Genomic DNA, 18276 nt, shown 5'->3' with positions numbered 1-18276 from the left:
GGGAGCGGCCATCGGAGGTTCTCGGCCTCGATCTGGGGAGCTCGGGGTAATCTCCGTGCGTGACGACGGAGTTCAACGGCAAGATCGAGCTCGACATCCGGGATTCGGAACCGGACTGGGGGCCGTTCGCCGCACCGACCGCTCAGCCCGATGCACCGAACGTCCTCTATCTGGTCTGGGACGACATCGGCATCGCGACGTGGGACTGCTTCGGCGGACTCGTCGACATGCCCGCGATGAGCCGGATCGCCCAACGCGGAGTGCGGCTCTCACAGTTCCACACCACCGCGCTGTGCTCGCCCACCCGGGCATCGCTGCTGACCGGCCGCAACGCGACCACGGTCGGCATGGCGACCATCGAGGAGTTCACCGACGGTTTCCCGAACTGTAACGGGCGCATCCCCTTTGACACCGCGCTGCTGTCGGAGGTGCTCGCCGAGAACGGATACAACACGTACTGCATCGGCAAGTGGCATCTGACGCCGCTGGAGGAGTCGAATCTGGCCGCGACCAAACGGCACTGGCCGTTGTCGCGCGGGTTCGAGCGGTTCTACGGATTCATGGGCGGCGAGACCGACCAGTGGTATCCCGACCTGATGTACGACAACCACCCCGTCGCGCCACCGGCCACGCCGGAGCAGGGGTATCACCTGTCGAAGGACCTGGCCGACAAGACCATCGAGTTCATCCGTGACTCCAAGGTGATCGCGCCGGATAAGCCGTGGTTCTCCTACGTGTGCCCCGGCGCGGGGCACGCGCCCCACCACGTGTTCAAGGAATGGGCGGACCGGTATGCCGGGCGCTTCGACATGGGCTACGAGGTCTACCGCGAGATCGTGCTGGAGAACCAGAAGCGACTCGGCATCGTGCCCCCGGACACCGAGCTGTCCCCGATCAACCCGTACCTCGACGTCAAGGGGCCGGACGGCCAGGACTGGCCGGCGCAGGACACCGTTCGGCCGTGGGAGTCGCTGAGCGATGACGAGAAGCGGCTGTTCGCGCGGATGGCGGAGGTGTTCGCCGGGTTCCTGTCCTACACCGACGCCCAGATCGGCCGGGTCCTGGACTACCTCGAGGAGTCCGGCCAGCTCGACAACACGATCATCGTCGTGATCTCCGACAACGGGGCCAGCGGGGAGGGCGGGCCGAACGGGTCGGTCAACGAGGTCAAGTTCTTCAACGGCTACATCGACTCGGTCGAGGAGAGCCTCAAGGCCTTCGACGACCTCGGTGGGACCGAGACCTACAACCATTACCCGATCGGCTGGGCGATGGCCTTCAACACCCCGTACAAGTTGTTCAAGCGCTACGCATCCCACGAAGGCGGGATCGCGGACACGGCGATCATCTCGTGGCCCAAGGGAATCGCCGCACACGGCGAGGTTCGGGACAACTACGTCAACGTCGCCGACATCACCCCGACGGTGTACGACCTGCTCGACATCACCCCGCCCGCCACGGTCCGCGGAGTCGCCCAGAAACCGCTCGATGGTGTCAGTTTCAAAGTGGCACTGGACAATCCGACTGCGCCGACCGGCAAGGAGACGCAGTTCTACACGATGCTGGGTACCCGCGGGATCTGGCATAAGGGCTGGTTCGCCAGCGCCGTGCACGCGGCGTCGCCGGCAGGCTGGTCGCATTTCGATCAGGACCGCTGGGAGCTCTATCACGTCGACTCCGACCGCAGCCAGTCTCACGACCTGGCCGCCGAGCATCCGGAGAAGCTCGAAGAGCTCAAGGCGCTGTGGTTCGCCGAGGCCGAGAAGTACAACGGTCTGCCGCTGAGCGACCTGAACATCCTGGAGACCATGTCGCGGTGGCGGCCGTACCTGACCGGCGAGCGCGACTCCTATGTCTACTACCCGGGAACCGCCGACGTCGGGATGGGCGCGGTGGTCGAGATCCACGGCAGGTCCTTCGCCGTGCTGGCCGACGTGACGATCGACGACGGCGGTGCCGAGGGGGTGATCGTCAAACACGGCGGGGCGCACGGCGGGTACGTGATGTACGTGCAGGGTGGGCGGTTGCACTTCTGCTACAACTTCCTCGGCGAGTACGACCAGACGCTGGCCGCGCCGGATCCGATCCCGGCGGGCGTGCACACGCTGGGCTTCTCCTACACGCTGACCGGCACCGCCGAGGGCAGCCACACGCCGGTCGGGGACGCCGCCCTCTACATCGACGGCGCGCAGGTCGCGAGCCTGGCTGAAATGCGTTCGCATCCAGGAACGTTTGGACTTGCAGGGGCCACCCTGGGCGTCGGGCGCAACTCGGGGTCTGCGGTGTCGTCGGCGTACCGGGCACCGTTCCCGTTCACCGGCGGCACTATCGCCCGGGTCGGTATCGACGTGTCGGGCCACCCGTACGTCGACCTGGAGCGTGAGTTCGCCCGCGCCTTCGCGAAAGACTGATCTTCGGTAACATGCAATATATTGCCGGTCGTCGGAGTTCATCTCTGTATGACCAACAGCAGCGTCCTCGGGAGCTTTCTCCGCTGGCACCGCCATCGATTGACGCCACAGGACGTCGGGCTGCCTGACCACGGGAGGCGACGGGTGCCGGGGCTGCGCCGCGAGGAGGTGGCCCAGCTCGCCGGCATCAGCACCGAGTACTACATCCGGCTCGAGCAGGGCCGGGAGCGCTCGCCGTCGGTCGCCGTCGTCGACGCGCTCGCCGACGCACTGCGCCTCGACGCGGACGAGGCCGCCCATCTGCATCGCCTGACCCGCCCGGTGTCCCGGCGCGGCGGCGTGGCCCACCCCAGGGTTCCCGACGGCGTGCTGCTGCTGATCGACCAGCTGGACCTGCCCGCGATACTCGTGGACCGCTACATGGACGTCGTGGCCTCCAACTCGCGGGCCCAGGCGCTGTTCCCGAACATGGAGCCGGACACCAGCCGGTTGCACGCGGTGTTCCTCGACCCTCGCGAGCGGGAGTTCTGGGTGGACTGGGAACAGGCCGCCGCCGACAGCGTCGCGCAGTTGCGTGCCGACATCGGCAACGAGTGCGAATCACCGCGGGTCCAGGCCTTGATCGCTGATTTGCGCCAGCGCTCCCGGCACTTCTGCCGGCTGTGGTCCCGGCAGGAGGTGCAGCAGCGCGCGGTGAGCCCGGTGCGGGTGAGGCACTGCGACGTGGGGGAGCTGGAACTGCATCGCGAGAAGTTCGCCGTCACCGGCGCCGAACGGCTCCATCTGTACATCTACTTCGCGGCTCCGGATTCGATGTCGGCGGGCCGGCTCGCGCGGCTGTGGCACCGGGAGAGTGGCAGTGCCGTTACCAGGAATGATCCGGTCTGGATGGGATCGCGCTGAGCACCTGAGACTGGCCGGCGTGTATTCCGGTCGGCACGACGATGAGCGTATCCAGGATTCGGCCCGCGAGTGGCAGAAACTTCAACTCGGCGTATTGGGTTTCGTCGGGCTCTGCGGCGTTCTCTCCGATGGTGGCGACGGGCGGGCCCGGCCACCGTGGCTGGCGCAACTCGGAGCGATCTCGGCGCTCGCCGGGTTCCTCCTCGCGGCACTGGCGGTGGTGTTCGTCGCCACGGTCGCACAGCCGGTGGCGGGCCGCCCGGTGCCCAGAAACGTTGCGGTACAACGCTTGACCGTCGGCGTCGTGATCACCCTCGGTGCCACCGCGCTGACCGCGCTGGCGGCTCTGACCTGGTGGTGGCCGCAGGCGGGACCGCGATGAGAACGGCGGAGATCGTGTTCGGCGAGTTCGTCCTGGATTCGCAGCGTTACGAGTTGCGACGCGACGGGCAGGCCGTCCCGGTGGAGCCGCAGGTATTCGACGTGCTGGCGGTGCTGGTGGCCAACCGTCGGCGCTGTGTGACCAAACAAGAGCTTTTCGAGGCGGTGTGGGGCGGAAAGTTCGTCGGCGAGGCCGCGTTGTCGAGTCGCATCATGGCGGCTCGGCGTGCGCTCGGTGACGACGGGGAGTCCCAGCGGTACATCAAGACGGTGCGCGGTCGCGGCTATCAGTTCGTCGGCGCCGTCACCGAGGGCGTCACCGATTCCGCCGTCGAGGCACCGGGCGGTGACGCCGAGCCGACGGTGGAGCAGCGCGTCGCGTTCTGCCGCGCCGCCGACGGGCTGCGGCTGGCCTACGCGGTGGCGGGGGAGGGGCCGCCGCTGGTGCGCGCAGGCAACTGGATGACGCATCTGCGCTACGACGTGGAAAGCCCGGTGTGGCGGCACTGGGTGCGCGATCTGTCCCAGCGTTACCGCTACATCCGTTACGACGAACGAGGATGCGGTCTTTCGGATTGGGATGCACCAGGATTCACCTTCGACGACTGGGTCGATGACCTGGCCTCGGTGGTCGACTCCCTCGAACTGGACCGGTTCCCGTTGCTCGGTGTCTCCCAGGGCGGTGCCGTGGCCGTCGCCTATGCGGCTCGCCATCCTGACCGGGTGTCAAAGTTGGTGCTCTGCGGTGCGTATGCGCGCGGGCGTGCGGTACGCGCGGTCGGTCCGGACGAACGCCGCGCGGCCGCACTGGATCTCGAGCTCGCGCGGGTCGGTTGGGGCAATGACGATCCGGCGTTCCGGCAGGTGTTCGCCGCGCAGTTCATCCCGGGGGGCACGCGCGAGGACTGGAGTTCCTTCGACCATCTGCAGCGCCGTACCACCTCGGCCGAGAACGCAGTGCGTTTCCTGGAGCAGTTCGCCCACATCGACGTCCGCGACCTCGCCGGCCAGGTGGCCTGCCCGACGCTGGTGATGCACGCGAGCGGTGACCGCCGGGTGCCCGTGCGGTACGGGGAGGAGCTGGCCACGCTGATCCCGCAGGCGCGGTTCGTCGCGCTCGAGGGCGGTAACCACCTGCTCACGGCCGGCGAGCCGGCATGGGAGACTTTTTGCGCGGAGCTGGACGCGTTCCTGGCTGGGTGAGCCGGCGGCGCAGCTGGGCCCGGCCGCGGTGCATCCTCGACATCACCGTGCCCTCGGGGACCCCCATCACCTGGGCGACCTCGCGGCACGACATGCCCTCGACCGCGGTGTAGTAGACGGTCAGGCGCATCGGCTCGGAGAGCTCGGCCAGCGCCGCGAGAATCCGGTCGTCGGCGATGTCGCGCAGCGCGAGCTCCTCTGCGGATGCCGCCCCGGAGTCTCCGTCATGGAATTCGGCGGTCAATGTTTCGGCGGGACGGCATTGGGCGGCACGGTATTTCGCGATCCACGTGTTACGCAGGATGCTCAGCAGCCAAGCCTTCAGGTAGGGATCCGGCCCGAGCCTGGGAAAGGCGCGATACGCCTTGATGAGTGTCTCCTGGACCAGATCCTCGGCGTCGGCGGCGTTTCCGGTGTAGGCGTACGCGCGCCGCTGCAGCATCGGGACCAGGCTCAGTACCGCGCGCTCGAACTCGGTGTCATCCGGGCGCTGGTCACGTTGTGGTGCAGCGCATTTCGGAGTCGTTGTCGTCATCACGAAAATGATCCTGCGCCGGAACGCGCCGCGGTGCTTGGAGACTGTGTGGAGATCGCGTGGAGAGATCGGACCCGCGCGGAGCCGACAGCCGCAGGTGCCCGAGCACCGCGACGGCCGCGGTGAGCGCGGCGGCCAGGCCGAACGGCACCGCCACGTGCACCCGGACCAGGGCCGCACCCGCGACGGCGCCGGCGAAGATCACCGCGATCGCCGCCAGCCGGCGGTTGAACACCGCGCCGCGCCCGCCACGGGTCCACGTCTCCCCGGCCAGCGAGGCGAGCGTCGAGGTGACCACCACTGTGGTCATGTCGGCGACCGCGACGGTGCGCGCGATCATCGCCTGGGATCCCATCACCGCCGCCGTGGCCGCGGCCATCACGATCTGCAGCGCCGTCCCGAGGTGACTGCCGGCCACGACCGCCGCCACCGCCAGTGCCGACAGCGTGGCCGCCCCGACGGACAGGAGCACGGTCACCCGGTGGTGCCAGCCCGGACCGCGGGGCTCGCCGCGGCCGCGCAGCACCAGACCGGCGAGATAGGCCGCGGCGGTGAACGCCGCCAGCGCGATGGCCGGTCCGAGCACGGGCAGTTCGTCGGCGCCGGCTACGCCCATGCCCAGGATCACGATGTTGCCCGTCATGTTTCCGGTGAACACCCGGTCCAGGGCCAGGAAGCCGACGGCGTCGACCACCCCGGTGACGAACGTCAGCACCACGGTGGCGGCCAGGGCGAGGGGTTGGCGCATCAGAACGCGATGATGGCGAACAGCGTGGACAGCACCAGCCCCGCCATCACCGGCAGGAAGCACTTGCGGGCCAGCGTGAGCACCGGAACCCGGGCGAACCCGGCCACGGCGACCAGCGAGGACCACGCCACCAGCGTGCCGCCGCCCGACCAGATGTTGCCCATCTGACCGATAGCGGCCAGCGTCGACGGATCCATCCCCGCCGCGCTGCCGAGGGCGCCCGACAGCGACCCGGTCAGCGGCAATCCGCTGAAGCCGGACCCCTCCAGGCCGGCGATGACGCCGACGAACATCACCGTGAACGCGACCACGAACGCATTCGGTGCAACATGCGAGAGGCCCGCATTGATGAGATCGAACAGCAGCGCAGGACCGGTGGCGTCCTCGGGCATGCCGAGGATGCGGGCCGAGAAGTCGCCGTTGCCGATGAAGAAGAAGCCGGCGATCGGCAGCACGATCCCCATCGCCTTGAACGCGAACACCAGGCCGTCGACCACGTGCTGCGAGGAGGCCTCCAGGCAGGCCCGGCGGCTGTTGGTCAGACAGGCCGCGAACAGGATCATCGCCGCGATTCCCCCGACGATGCCCGCGGCGTCACCGCCCTTGAGCGGCGGCACCGCGGTGGTGAACTTGCCCAGCAGCAGGTAGACGATGAACACCAGGTAAGCGACGGGCACGAGGATCGCAAACGCCTTGGCCGCCAGCGGCTTCGGGGGGCTGTCCGGGTTCGCGGTCGACGTGTCGCGCACGATGGTGGCCGTCGGGGCCCCGACCCCGTCGGCGGCGCGGGTGGCGGGCGGAACCGGTGCGGCAGCCCCGCCCGCGGCAGGCGCCGGCTCTGCGCCGTCGGGTGAGTCGTCACCCGAAGCGGTCACGCCGAACTTGTCGGCCTTGTTCTCCCATTCGACGAGCAACTCCGGCGACGGCGCACGCCACGTCCTGCGCTGGGTGAGGTAGGTGATGACCAGCGCGGTGAAGCCCACGATGAGCGAGAGCACCAGGGCCTTGTCGGCCACGCTGTCGGTGTCGACTCCGGCGGCGGTCGCCGAGATGCCGGGAGCCACCTTGATGATGTAGTCCGACGACAGCGCCATGCCCTGTCCCGCGATCGCGATGACCATGCCCACCGACAGCGGGCTCAGCCCGGCCCGGATCGCGACCGGGATCAGCACCGCGCCGACCAGAGGGACTGCCGGGGTGGGCCAGAAGAACAACGAGATGACGTAGGTGATCAGCGCGAGCATCACGAAACTGCTTGTGCCGGCCCGCATCACACGGCGGAACGGGGTCACCATCAGGCGGTCGGCGCCCATCTCCCGCATCGCGCCGAGCATCGCGGTGACCAGCGCGATGATCAGGAAGATGTTGAACAGTTCGTGGGCGGCGACCAGGCTGGCATTGAAGATCGACGACAGGCCGGTGATGACGCTGCCGGAGAACACCCACGCGGTCAGGAAGGTCGCCATGACCGCGGGGACGACGATGTTCTTGCGTAGCGCCATCGTGGCGAGGATGACGATGATGCCGGCGAGGTATATCCAGTGCGCCGCGCCCAGATGAGTCTGCATCCGACGGCCTTTCGCTCACAACTGCTCATGGGCTGTGCAGTCTGATGGGGGAATGCTCGGCGCGATACGAGCGTGGGTCAACGCACAGAGTGCACACCGCTGTGACAGTCCCCCTGTGCAATATGCTCGCCGGTTGTCGGCCACATGTCCTGGCGTTTCGGCCAGGTAAATACTGCGGCCGACGCTGCTGCGATGTGCAGTTGCGCCGCAGTCCGCCCGCCGCACTGGGCACTTTGACCCGAGGGGGCGGCCGCGTGGCGGGGTCGTCGGTGAGACAGTGACTGGGTCCCCGCAACCGCCGACAGATCGTGACGACAGCGCCGAGATGACCGACACCGACAGCCATCCCCCCGCAGGACCTGCGGTTCCTGAGGGCCGCGACGGCACGCCGCTGGCGCTGGCCGCGCTGCTGTCGGGCACGCTGGTCGGCACGATCAGCAACAACGTCGTCAACGTGCCGATGCCGGCCATCCTCGCCGACTTCGACGCCCCGCTGGGCAGCGGCGTGTTCATCGTGGTCGGGTTTCTGCTGACCTTCACCGCGACCATGCCGGTGGTCGGCTGGATCGGGGACCGTTTCGGTCGCCGGCGCGTGTACTGCGCCTCGATGATCGGTACCGCGGTGTGCGCGGTGGGGGCCGCGACCGCGCCGACCCTCGAGTTGCTGATCATGTGGCGCTGCCTCGGCGGGATGGCCGCCTCGGCGCTCGGCCCGGCGGTGATGGGCCTGCTGACATGGCTGTTCGCCGGCGAGCGGCGGGGCGGGGCGGTCGGTGCGTGGGCGTCGGTCAACGGCATCGGCCAGGCGGTCGGCCCGACGATGGGCGGCTTCATCGCCGACGCGTGGGGGTGGCGGTGGGTCTTCGTTCCGCTGGTGCCGGTCGCGCTGGCGGGGCTGATCGGGACGCTGCGACACATCCCGCGCTACCCCGGCACGCGGATGAGCTTCGACGCCGTCGGGGCCACCGCGCTGACCGCCGGCTCCGGCCTGCTGATCCTCGGGGTGGCCCTGGTGCCGCGGCTCGGGTTGTCCACCACGGTGCTCGCGGTGATCGCGGCCGCCGTGGTGGTGCTGGCGTTCTTCGTCTGGCACTGCCTGCGCGCTGCCGAACCGTTCGTCGACGTCCGACTGGTGGCCGAGGTCCGGTTCGCGCGCAGCACGCTGGGTGCGTTCTCGTTCATGTTCTGCCTCGGAGCCACGCTGTTGGCGGTGCCGCTGTACCTGGTCGGCAGTGGGCAGTCGGGGTCGGTGGCGGGGTTGGTGTTGCTGGCGGTCCCGGCGGCGATGACGGTCCTCGGGCCGCTGGTGGGCAGATACCTGGACCGGATCGGCCCGCGCCGGGTGCTGCGCACCGGGCTGGTGTTGCTGATCGCCGGTCAGCTCGCCCTGGCCGCGGCGACCGCGGCGGGGATCGCCGAGCGCGCCCACGGGCTGGGGGCGACGGCGGGCATCCTGCTGCTGGTCGGTGTCGGGATCGCGTTCGTCCAGACGCCGGCGGCCACCGGCGCGACCCGCTCTCCGGCGGGTGCGCAGGGCACCGGGCTGGGTCTGTACAACCTGATTCGGTTCAGCGGCTCGGCGATGGGTGCGGCCTGGGTGGCGATCGCGCTCAGCGCCGGCGGGGACGGCGGTTATCCGCTGGCGTTCCTCGTCGTCGCCGCGGTCGCGATGCTCGGGCTGCTCGGCTCGTTCGCCGGCCCGGATCCCGAACCGGCCCGGTAGTCAGGGCACGGGAGTCAACGGAACCTCGCCTCGCGGTCGACCGCCGCGTGGATCTCGGTGAGCATGTCCAGCCGGATCGCCAGCCAGACGGTGAACTGGTGCTCGGGCTCCCGGATGTCGAGCCCGATCGCCCGCGACACCCGATCCAGCTTGGTCAGCATGGTGTTGCGGTGCACGTTGAGAGCTCGCGCGGTCGCGTTGACGTTCCCGCCGTGGGCGAGGTACCCGGTCAGGAACTCCAGCAGGTCGGGGGTCGGCCGCAGCGGCCCGAGGATGTCGGTGACCAGCGCCCGGCTCTGCTCGGTGTCGGCGACGTCGGCGAGCACCGTGAAGCTGCGCAGATCCTGGTAGGACACCGCGCCGGTGACGTGCAGCCGGCCCGCGATGCCCAGCGCGATACGCGCCTCCCGGTAGCTGCCTGCGATCTGCTGGGCCCCGCGGGCGGGGCGGCTGTATGCGACGGCGACCGCGGTGGCGCGCCGGCTCTCCAGCTCGGCGGCCATCGCCTCGGCGTAGTGCGTCATCTCCTTGCGCATCGCGGTGTCGTCGTCGCCGCGCAGTGAGCGGACCACCACCAGCACGTCGCCGAGCACGGTGACATACGAGCGCACCGCGGGGTCGGGGGCCACGTTGGCGGCGTAGCGGGCCAGCCGCACCATGCTCGCGGTCGGGTTGTCGACGCCGCGCGGCACCGCACCGGGGGCGACGAACACACCGAATTGCGCGTCGATGTCGATCTCGTGATAGTCGGCGCGCGCCCGCATGTCGTGCTCGCTGGAGAAGTGGCCGTGCACCAGTGCCTGGACGAAGTCGCCCCTGGCCCGCTCCTCGGCTTCGTCCACGCTGTGCTGGCGCAGCATCTCCGAGCCGATGATCGCGGTGGCCTGTTCGGTGACCACGATGTGGCGTGCCAGATCGTGGCTGCCCGGGTCCGCGGACGGCACCAGCACGAGCACCCAGCCTTCGAACGCCTTCCCCAGCCGGATCGCCGTGGAGATCAGCGTCCAGTGTCCGCCGCTGGGGGCCTCGAACCGCTCCACCCTGGTGTCGTGGTGCGCCGACAGCCGGGCTGCCGCGGTCAGCTCCTCGGTCAGCAGGGGCAGGATCGACTCGGCCACCGCGGTGGCGGACTCGGCACTGAATCCGTTGTGCGCCACCACGTTACCGCGCGCATCGAGCGCCATCGCGGGGTTTCGGGCCAGGTTGGACACCTCGCGCACCAGCATCTGCAGCCCGGCGCCGCGGTGGAACAGTCCGGCCAGCGACGCGTGCACGTGGGTCGCGTAGCGCATCGCGTGCACTTCCTGGCTCAGGGCACGCTCGGCGAGCAGCCGGTTCAGGGCGGCGAACCCGACCGGAAACCCCATCTCCACCACCACCATGTCGGCCGGCAGCCGGGAGTACGGGAAGTCGGCGGGCGCCTCGCCGTCGACGAGCAGGGTGGTGGCCCCGCGCGCGGCCAGCGCCGCCACCGCTGCGCCGTTGCCCAGCAACGCCTCTGGCCTGCTGTACACCGCGACCCCGTCGAGCGGGTCGTGGCGCGACATCACCTCGGCCAGGGGCAGCACCCAGTGCAGCTCCCGGTCGAGCCGGTCGCGGCCGGCGACCACGCGCGCACCTGCCATCAGGGTCTCGTCGAGCAGCCCCGACACGGTCATCCGGCTCTCGTCGCGTCGCTCCGCTGTCATCACCCACCTGCTCCGTACCGCGGCATCTGTGCACGATCGCACCCGCTCCGCCGACACACTATGTGCAGATTGACTCGAATGCCCGGCGGATCGGGGACATGTTGACCAGAGCTTCCCTGGGGCGGCGCCGGTAGACATTCCAGGCAGGAGACCGATACGGCGATGACGCGCCGCGTCACCGTCCCGACCCACAGGAGACAGTCCCGCCATGCATCAGATCTACCGGATCACCCTCGACGACGCGCTGCCGCTGCTGGCGGCCGGACGCGCCAAGGCCGAGGAGATCGGCGTCAAGCAAACCCTGTGCATCTGCGACGACGGCGGCAATGTTCTTGCCCTGCACCGTCTTCCGGGTGCGCGGCTTACCGGCGTCGACATCTCGATCGCCAAGGCGTTCACCGCGGCCGGGCATGAGCGTGCCACCCACCTGTTCAACGAGGCCCCCGACGGCCCGGCGCTGCCGGGTAACGAGGCATTCGGGATCAGCCACATGCTGCCCGGCAAGTTCGCGGTGTTCGTGGGCGGCTTCCCGCTCGTCTTCGACGGCCAGATCGTCGGCGGCGTCGGGATCAGCGGAGGCAACGGTGCGCAGGACAAGGCCGTCGGCGCCGCGATCCTCGCCGAGTTCGAGGCCCTGACCGCCGCGGTCGCCGGACGCTGACGGTTGTGCACGATGACCCCTCGGCGGCTCAGGTCCGGTGAAGTTGTCCATGGTCACCGCGCCGCAACGCTGGTTAACGTCATTGCTGCAGTGAGCATTTCGCATCGTTGCGGCGCTCCGCAGCCTCAGATCGACCGCACCTGGTGAACACACCGAAAGGACCGAATCCATGACCGAACTGCTGGGACGCGACGAGTTCCGCGCCGCCCTGGAGAACGCGATCAAGGGCCGCGAGGCCAAGAACGCCTCGTTCTCGAGGGCCTGGGCCGAGGGCACCCTGACCCGCGACCACTTCGCCCGGTGGGCCGAGAACCACTACCACTACGTCGGCCCGTTCGCCGACTACCTGGCCAACATCTACTCCAACACCCCCGACGAGTTCACCGGCGCGAAGGACTTCACGCTGCAGAACATGTACGAGGAGGAGTTGGCCGACATCCGGCACACCGATCTGCTGATCAAGTTCGGTGAGGCCTGTGGCACCACCAAGGAGCGGATCGAAGACCCCTCGAACATGAACCCGATCACCCGCGGGCTGCAGGCCTGGTGCTACGCGGTCTCGCAGCGCGAGCACTTCGTCGTCGCCACCGCGGCACTGGTCGTCGGGCTGGAGTCGCAGGTGCCGAGCATCTACACCAAGCAGATCGTGCCGCTTCGCGAGGTGTACGGCTTCACCGAGGACGAGATCGAGTTCTTCGACCTGCACATCACCTCCGACGTGGTGCACGGTGAGCGCGGCTACCAGATCGTGCTCGACCACGCCGACACCCCGGCGCTGCAGCAGCGGTGCCTGCAGCTGGTCCAGTGGGGCGCCGAGATGCGCTTCTCCTACACCAAGGGGCTCTACGACTACTACGTCGCGGCCGATCTGGAGCCGGCGGGCGTCTGAGGTGAGCGGTGCGGCGCGCCGGTCGTCGAAAGACGCACCGGCGCGCCGTGGCCTGCCGTGAAATGTGAAGGGATCGTTGATGACCGCGGAATGGGTTGCGGTGGGCACCACCACCGAACTGGCGCGTCGGCGCAAGATGCGTGTCGAGGTGGAAGGCCGGGCGATCGTGCTGTTCCACGCCGCCGGGCGGGTCTACGCGTTCGACGACCTCTGCGTGCACCAGGACCGATCGCTGTTCAAGGGCACGCTGCTCGGCGACAAGGTGATCTGCCCGGGCCACCAGTGGCAATTCGACCTGGACACCGGATACGAGGAGAGCCAGGACCGCTGCCAGCCCACCTTCGCGGTGCGCGTCGACGCGGACACCATCTACATCGACCCGGTGCCGCGGACCGTCGCGGCACTGCCGACCGGATCCGACGAGAGAGAGACTCAGTGATGAACAAGCCGACGATCGTCACGGTCGGGGCCGGCCAGACCGCCGCCGTCGCGGCGCGGACCCTGCGCCGCCGCGGTTACGAGGGCCGGGTGGTGCTGATCGGCGACGAACCGCACATGCCCTACCAGCGGCCTCCGCTGTCGAAGGAATTCCTCAGCGGCGACGACGATTTCGCCGACTTGGCCATCCTTCCCGAGAAGTGGCTGGCCACCAACGACATCGAGATCCAGACCGGCCGCACGGTCACGCGCGTCGATGCGGCGACGGGCACCGTCGAGACCGCGGACGGCCACTCGCTGCGCGCCGACGCGGTGCTGCTGGCCACCGGCGGCCGCCCGCGCACTCTTCCGGTGCCCGGCCCGCGGCCCGACCTCGTCCATCACCTGCGCACGATCGACGACGCCCGCCGGTTGCGCCGGACTCTGGCGCCGGGCTTGCGGCTCGGGCTGATCGGCGCCGGCTTCGTCGGCCTCGAGATCGCCGCCGCCGCGGTGTCGAGCGGCGCCGCGGTGACCGTGCTCGAGGCCGGCACCGCACCGCTGGCGGCGGTCCTCGGTCAGGGCATCGGCGAGGTGTGCGCCCGGATGCACCGTGACCGCGGTGTCGACATCCGCACCAACGCTTGTGTGACGGCCCTGCGCACCACCGACGATGCGGTGGTGGTGGAAGTGCGCGACGGGACACCCCTGCAGTTCGACGCCGTGCTGATCGGCATCGGCATGACGCCCTCGGTCGAGGTCGCGGTGGCCTCGGGCCTGACGGTCGACGGCGGAATCGTCACCGACGCCCAGGGCCGCACGTCGATGCCCAACGTCTACGCCGCAGGCGATGTCGCACGGCGGTTTTCGCAGCGCGCCGGGCGCCACGTCCGCCACGAACACTTCGACAACGCCAACAAGCAGGGCGCCGCGGTGGCCAACGTGATGATGGGCCGCGACGTGACCTCCGACGAGGCGATGTGGTGCTGGTCGGACCAGTACGAGCACAACCTGCAGTTCCTCGGTGAGGCCACCGGCAGCATCGTGGTGCGTGGGAATGCCGACGCGCTGGACTTCACCGCGTTCTATCTCGCGGACGGCGCCCTGGTCGGCGCCTTCACCGTCGACCGTGGCGAGGACATCATGGTGGCGCGCGAACTGCTCGGCCGCAGTGTGGATGTCGGTCTGCTGGCCGATCCCGACGCCGAACTGTGGGATCTCACCGAGACCGAGGAGGTGGCGTCATGACGCACCGGGGAGCGAACTTCATCGACGGGCAGTGGGTGCCCGCGCAGTCGGGGGAGACCTTCACCCGGCGCAATCCCGCCGACCGCGACGACGTCATCGGAGTGTTCCCGGCATCGGCGCCCGCCGACGTCGCGACCGCGGTCGACGCGCTGGACAAGGGCGCCGCCGAATGGGCCGCGACCAGCCCCGAGCGTCGCGCCGCCGTACTGGAAAAGGCTGCGGCGCAACTGGAGTCGCGGGCCGATGAGCTGATCTCCGAGTTGGTCCGGGAGGAGGGCAAGACCACCGCCGAGGCCACCATGGAAGTCACCCGGACACCGGCCAACCTTCGGTACTACGCCGGGGAGGCCACCCGCACCGCCGGGGTGACCTACCCCGCCGCCGGCGACAACCTGGTGTTCACGCTGCGCGAACCGGTCGGCATCGTCGGGGCGATCACGCCGTGGAACTTCCCGCTCAACATCCCGTCGCGCAAGCTCGGACCGGCGCTGGCGGCCGGGAACGCGGTGCTGTTCAAACCGTCCGAGATCACCCCGCTGATGGGGCAGCGCCTCGTCGAGGCCCTGCTCGCCGGCGGACTGCCGCCCGCCGCGATCGCGCTGGTGCAGGGCGACGGCGCCGCGGGTGCGGCGGTCACCGCCGACGAACGGGTCGCCGCGGTCACGTTCACCGGCTCCACCGAGGTCGGCAACCTGATCCACCGTCAGATGGGGCCGCAACGGCGGGCGCAGCTGGAGATGGGCGGCAAGAACCCGGTCGTGGTGGCCGCCGACGCCGACGTCGACCAGGCGGCCGCGCTGATCGTCAAGGGCGCGTTCGGCCTCAGCGGGCAGGCGTGCACGGGCACCAGTCGCGTCATCGCCCTCGACGCGGTGTACGACGCCGTGCTGGAGCGGGTATTGGCCAGAACCGAAGCGCTGCGGGTCGGCCCGGGCCACACCCCCGGAGTCGACATGGGGCCGTTGGCCAGCGCCGCTCAGCGCGACAAGTTCCTCGAGTACGTGCGGATCGGCCGCGAGGAGGGCGCGGTTCTGCGCTGCGGCGGCGGGACCGTGGACGGACCCGGCTTCTTCGTGCGGCCCGCGGTGTTCACCGACACCGCACCCGATATGCGGATCGTGCGCGAGGAGGTCTTCGGACCGCTGGTGGCGTTCCAGCGGGCCGGATCCCTCGACGAGGCGATCGAACTGGCCAACGCCACGCCGTACGGCCTGAGTGCCGCGGTGGTCAGCCGTGATCTCACCACCGCGACGTACTTCGCGCACCGGTCGCAGAGCGGCCTGGTCAAGATCAACCAGCCGACCACCGGGATGGCCTCGAACGCACCCTTCGGCGGCTACAAGGCCTCCAGCACGCAGACGTTCAAAGAGCAGGCGGGTGCGTCGATGATGGAGTTCTACACCCTGGAGAAGACGGTCTACCTCACCCCGGCCGGTTGACGGCCCCGAGCAAGGAAACACCATGGAATTCAAACGAGTCGCACGCTCCGGCCAGGTCCCGGAGGGCATCGTTCGACGGTTCTTCGCCGGGGATCACGAGTTCGCGGTGGCCCGCCTCAACGGTAAGGCCTACGCGTGCTCGAACTACTGCACGCATCTGGACTGCCTGCTGTCGTCGGGCAAACTCGTCGACGACGGCATCGGGTGTTCCTGTCACGGAAGCGCATTCGACCTGGAGACCGGGGAGCCGATCTGCCCGCCGGCCACCGAGCCGATCAAGACCTACCCGGTGGAGGAGCGCGACGGCGAGATCTTCGTCGGCGTCGACCCCGACGACGAGCCGTCGGGCCCGCGGCGCCGCCGCCTCAAGAAGGGCGTGTCGTGAACCCGGCGCCACGTCCGCCCGCGCTGTCGGCGGGCGGGATGGTCAGCTCCAGCCATCCCGCCGCCACGTTCGCCGGTGCCCGGGTGCTGGCCGACGGCGGTAACGCGATCGACGCGGCGCTGGCGATGGCCGCGGTCACCTGGCTGGTGCTGCCCGGGCAGTGCGGTATCGGCGGTGACGCGTTCGTGATCGTGCGGGAGCCGGACGGGCGGGTCTGGACCGTCGGCGGCTCCGGCTACGGCCCAGACGGGGCCACCTCGGACTTCTATCGTGAGCAGGGGCTCTCGGCGGTGCCGCTCGACGGGCCGCTCGCGGTCGCGGTGCCCGGCGCGCCCGCCGCGCTGGCCGCGCTGCACGCGAACGGCGGCAGCCGGCCGCTGACCGAACTGTGGGAACCGGCGGCCCGGATGGCCGACCGCGGACTGCCGTGTTCGGCCAAGACCGCCGGTGACGTGTCGTTGGCGCTCAACGCGTTTCACGCCGACGAAGGACTGGCCTCGGTGTTCGCCGCCGGCGGGATGGCCCCGCACGTCGGGCACCGGTTGTGCCAACCTGACCTGGCGCGCACCATCCGCCGGTTGGCGGCCGATCCACAGGACTTCTACACCGGGCAGTTCGCCGAGCAGGCGGTGGCCGCCCTGCAGGCCGGCGGAGCGCCGTTCAGCGGCGCCGAATGGGCGGCCACCGGACAGGTCTCGCCCGCTCCCGCATTGACCGGCCGCTACGCCGGTGCCACCGTGCACCAGACCCCGCTCCCGACGCCCGGCTGGATGGTGCTGCAGCAGGCCGCACTCTGCGACGGCGTCGTCGGGTTCTCGCCGTGGCTCTCGGCGGAGGCGATCGACCGGTTCGCCGGCGCGGCCCGGCTGGCGTTCGCCGACCGGCTCGAACTGTGCGGCGGCGACAACACCGCGGTGTCGGAAATCTTGTCCGCGCAGCACATCTCGGCGCAACGGGACATGCTGGCGCGCGGGGTGGTCGGGGCGCAGGCGTTCACCGTCGGCGCCGGGGACACCACCTCCACGGTCGCGGTGGACAGCGAGGGCCGCGCCGTCGGCTTCATCCATTCGCTGGCGTTCACCTTCGGGGCGAAGTTCACCGTCCCGGGCACCGGTGTGGTGCTCAACAACCGGCTCGGCCGCGGCGCCTACCTGTTCCCCGGTCATCCCAACGAGGTCATGCCGCGGCGCAAACCGCTGCACACGCTCAACGCCTGGCTCGTCACCGACGACGACGGCGACCTCCTGCACATCGGCAACACCCCCGGCGGCGACGGCCAGGTGCAGTGGAACATGCAACTGCTGTCCCACCTGCTCGACCACGGGCTCGACCCGGCGGAGGCGGTCTCCGCGCCGCGGTTCACGGTCTTCCCCGGCTCGGATGCCGACGTGCTCGGTTCGCCCGACGAACTGCGGATCGAGGCGGCCCTGCCGGAGTCGGTGCGTGACGAGCTGAGCGCACGCGGGCACCAGATCGTCGTCCAGCCCGCGTTCGGCGCCGACGGTAGCGCCCAGGTGATCAGCCGCGACGAGCGCGGAGTCCTGCTCGGCGCCGCCGACCCCCGCCAGGAGGGCGTCGCGATCGGTGTCGAGTGAACATCCGAGTTCGCCCGCGCCGCAGGGTGATTACGTTGCCGCAGTGCTGCACGCCGGGACGATCTACACCGCCGGGATGACGCCGCGCATCGACGGCCGGCTCACCGTCACGGGACTCGTCGGCGATACCGTGTCTCTCGAGGAGGCCTACGCGGCAACAGGGTTGGCGGCAAGCAATGCACTGGCTGCCGCGCGGGCGGTGCTGCCCGACGAGTCGACCGGCCTGCGGTGTCTGCAGATGACCGTCTACGTTGCCGCCGCGGTGGGTTTCACCCAACTGTCGGCGGTCGCCGACGGGGCGTCGGCGGCGATCGTCGCAGCACTCGGACCCGGCACGCTGCCGGCCCGCAGCGCGATCGGTGTCGCCACGCTGCCCTCCGGCGCCCCGGTCGAGGTGCAACTCGTCGCGGCGCCGCTCTGAGTCCTGTTGCGGTGCAAGGTGCCCAGCACCGGCCGGACACCTGAGCCAAAGTGCCCTTTGT

Annotated in this window: 17 protein-coding genes; 13 read left to right on the top strand and 4 right to left on the bottom strand. The window is 69.8% G+C overall.

The features are described from left to right. Positions 1-59: 59 nt before the first annotated feature. Genes NTM_RS01240 through NTM_RS01225 form a run of 4 tightly spaced genes read left to right on the top strand, consistent with a single transcriptional unit; the run spans position 60 to position 4898 of the window. A complete protein-coding gene (locus NTM_RS01240; RefSeq protein ID WP_163765192.1) occupies positions 60-2411 on the top strand; it encodes an arylsulfatase in 2352 nt (783 codons plus the stop codon). Positions 2412-2459: 48 nt separating this feature from the next. Further along, positions 2460-3314, top strand: a complete 855-nt coding sequence (locus NTM_RS01235; protein WP_163765191.1) for a helix-turn-helix domain-containing protein — start codon at positions 2460-2462, stop codon at positions 3312-3314. Between the two features lie 19 nt (positions 3315-3333). After that, the gene (locus NTM_RS01230) at positions 3334-3696 is read left to right on the top strand and encodes a hypothetical protein (RefSeq protein WP_163765190.1); all 363 of its coding nucleotides are present in this window, start codon (positions 3334-3336) and stop codon (positions 3694-3696) included. Further along, on the top strand, positions 3693-4898 hold the full coding sequence (locus NTM_RS01225) for an alpha/beta hydrolase (protein WP_104863212.1): 1206 nt from the start codon (positions 3693-3695) through the stop codon (positions 4896-4898). Before NTM_RS01230 ends, NTM_RS01225 begins: the two co-directional genes overlap by 4 nt. Here the strand turns inward: NTM_RS01225 and NTM_RS01220 are convergent. Genes NTM_RS01220 through NTM_RS01210 form a run of 3 tightly spaced genes read right to left on the bottom strand, consistent with a single transcriptional unit; the run spans position 4834 to position 7749 of the window. Beyond that, on the bottom strand, positions 4834-5433 hold the full coding sequence (locus NTM_RS01220; RefSeq protein ID WP_163765189.1) for a sigma-70 family RNA polymerase sigma factor: 600 nt from the start codon (positions 5431-5433) through the stop codon (positions 4834-4836). The two genes, NTM_RS01225 and NTM_RS01220, sit on opposite strands and share 65 nt — an antisense overlap. Next, positions 5393-6181 carry a YoaK family protein gene (locus NTM_RS01215; protein ID WP_163765188.1) on the bottom strand — a complete coding sequence of 263 codons (789 nt, stop codon included), beginning with the start codon at positions 6179-6181 and terminating at the stop codon, positions 5393-5395. The genes NTM_RS01220 and NTM_RS01215 overlap by 41 nt, the downstream gene beginning before the upstream one ends. Beyond that, positions 6181-7749, bottom strand: coding sequence for a hypothetical protein (locus tag NTM_RS01210; protein ID WP_163765187.1), 1569 nt, complete (start codon positions 7747-7749; stop codon positions 6181-6183). Before NTM_RS01210 ends, NTM_RS01215 begins: the two co-directional genes overlap by 1 nt. A 325-nt stretch (positions 7750-8074) precedes the next feature. Here NTM_RS01210 and NTM_RS01205 point away from each other — a divergent pair, with 325 nt between their 5' ends. Further along, the gene (locus NTM_RS01205; RefSeq protein WP_104862903.1) at positions 8075-9472 is read left to right on the top strand and encodes an MFS transporter; all 1398 of its coding nucleotides are present in this window, start codon (positions 8075-8077) and stop codon (positions 9470-9472) included. Positions 9473-9486: 14 nt separating this feature from the next. On the opposite strand, the gene NTM_RS01200 is transcribed toward NTM_RS01205, so the two are convergent. Continuing rightward, positions 9487-11160 carry a PucR family transcriptional regulator gene (locus NTM_RS01200; protein WP_163765186.1) on the bottom strand — a complete coding sequence of 558 codons (1674 nt, stop codon included), beginning with the start codon at positions 11158-11160 and terminating at the stop codon, positions 9487-9489. Positions 11161-11368: 208 nt separating this feature from the next. Here NTM_RS01200 and NTM_RS01195 point away from each other — a divergent pair, with 208 nt between their 5' ends. The 8 genes from NTM_RS01195 to NTM_RS01160 all read left to right on the top strand — a co-directional run bounded on the left by NTM_RS01195 (position 11369) and on the right by NTM_RS01160 (position 18215). Further along, positions 11369-11821: a GlcG/HbpS family heme-binding protein gene (locus NTM_RS01195; RefSeq protein WP_104862904.1), complete on the top strand. Its 453-nt coding sequence runs from the start codon at positions 11369-11371 to the stop codon at positions 11819-11821. 169 nt (positions 11822-11990) lie between these two features. Then, complete coding sequence (locus NTM_RS01190) at positions 11991-12710, top strand: iron-containing redox enzyme family protein (protein WP_104862905.1); 720 nt, start codon at positions 11991-11993, stop codon at positions 12708-12710. A gap of 79 nt (positions 12711-12789) precedes the next feature. Continuing rightward, on the top strand, positions 12790-13149 hold the full coding sequence (locus NTM_RS01185; RefSeq protein ID WP_104863214.1) for a Rieske (2Fe-2S) protein: 360 nt from the start codon (positions 12790-12792) through the stop codon (positions 13147-13149). Then, positions 13149-14375, top strand: coding sequence for an NAD(P)/FAD-dependent oxidoreductase (locus NTM_RS01180; protein WP_104862906.1), 1227 nt, complete (start codon positions 13149-13151; stop codon positions 14373-14375). Before NTM_RS01185 ends, NTM_RS01180 begins: the two co-directional genes overlap by 1 nt. Then, entirely contained in the window at positions 14372-15814 is a 1443-nt protein-coding gene (locus tag NTM_RS01175) for an aldehyde dehydrogenase family protein (RefSeq protein ID WP_163765185.1), read from the top strand. The genes NTM_RS01180 and NTM_RS01175 overlap by 4 nt, the downstream gene beginning before the upstream one ends. 22 nt (positions 15815-15836) lie before the next feature. Further along, positions 15837-16199, top strand: a complete 363-nt coding sequence (locus tag NTM_RS01170; RefSeq protein WP_104862908.1) for a Rieske (2Fe-2S) protein — start codon at positions 15837-15839, stop codon at positions 16197-16199. 38 nt (positions 16200-16237) lie between these two features. Then, entirely contained in the window at positions 16238-17794 is a 1557-nt protein-coding gene (locus NTM_RS01165) for a gamma-glutamyltransferase family protein (protein ID WP_179964023.1), read from the top strand. Further along, positions 17784-18215, top strand: a complete 432-nt coding sequence (locus tag NTM_RS01160) for a RidA family protein (protein WP_104862910.1) — start codon at positions 17784-17786, stop codon at positions 18213-18215. The genes NTM_RS01165 and NTM_RS01160 overlap by 11 nt, the downstream gene beginning before the upstream one ends. Positions 18216-18276: the final 61 nt, after the last annotated feature.

The organism is Mycolicibacterium parafortuitum (genome assembly GCF_010725485.1).
GTDB lineage: Bacteria > Actinomycetota > Actinomycetes > Mycobacteriales > Mycobacteriaceae > Mycobacterium.
Note: the sequence above shows the minus strand (reverse complement) of the source record. Positions and strands in the feature narration are given on the sequence as shown.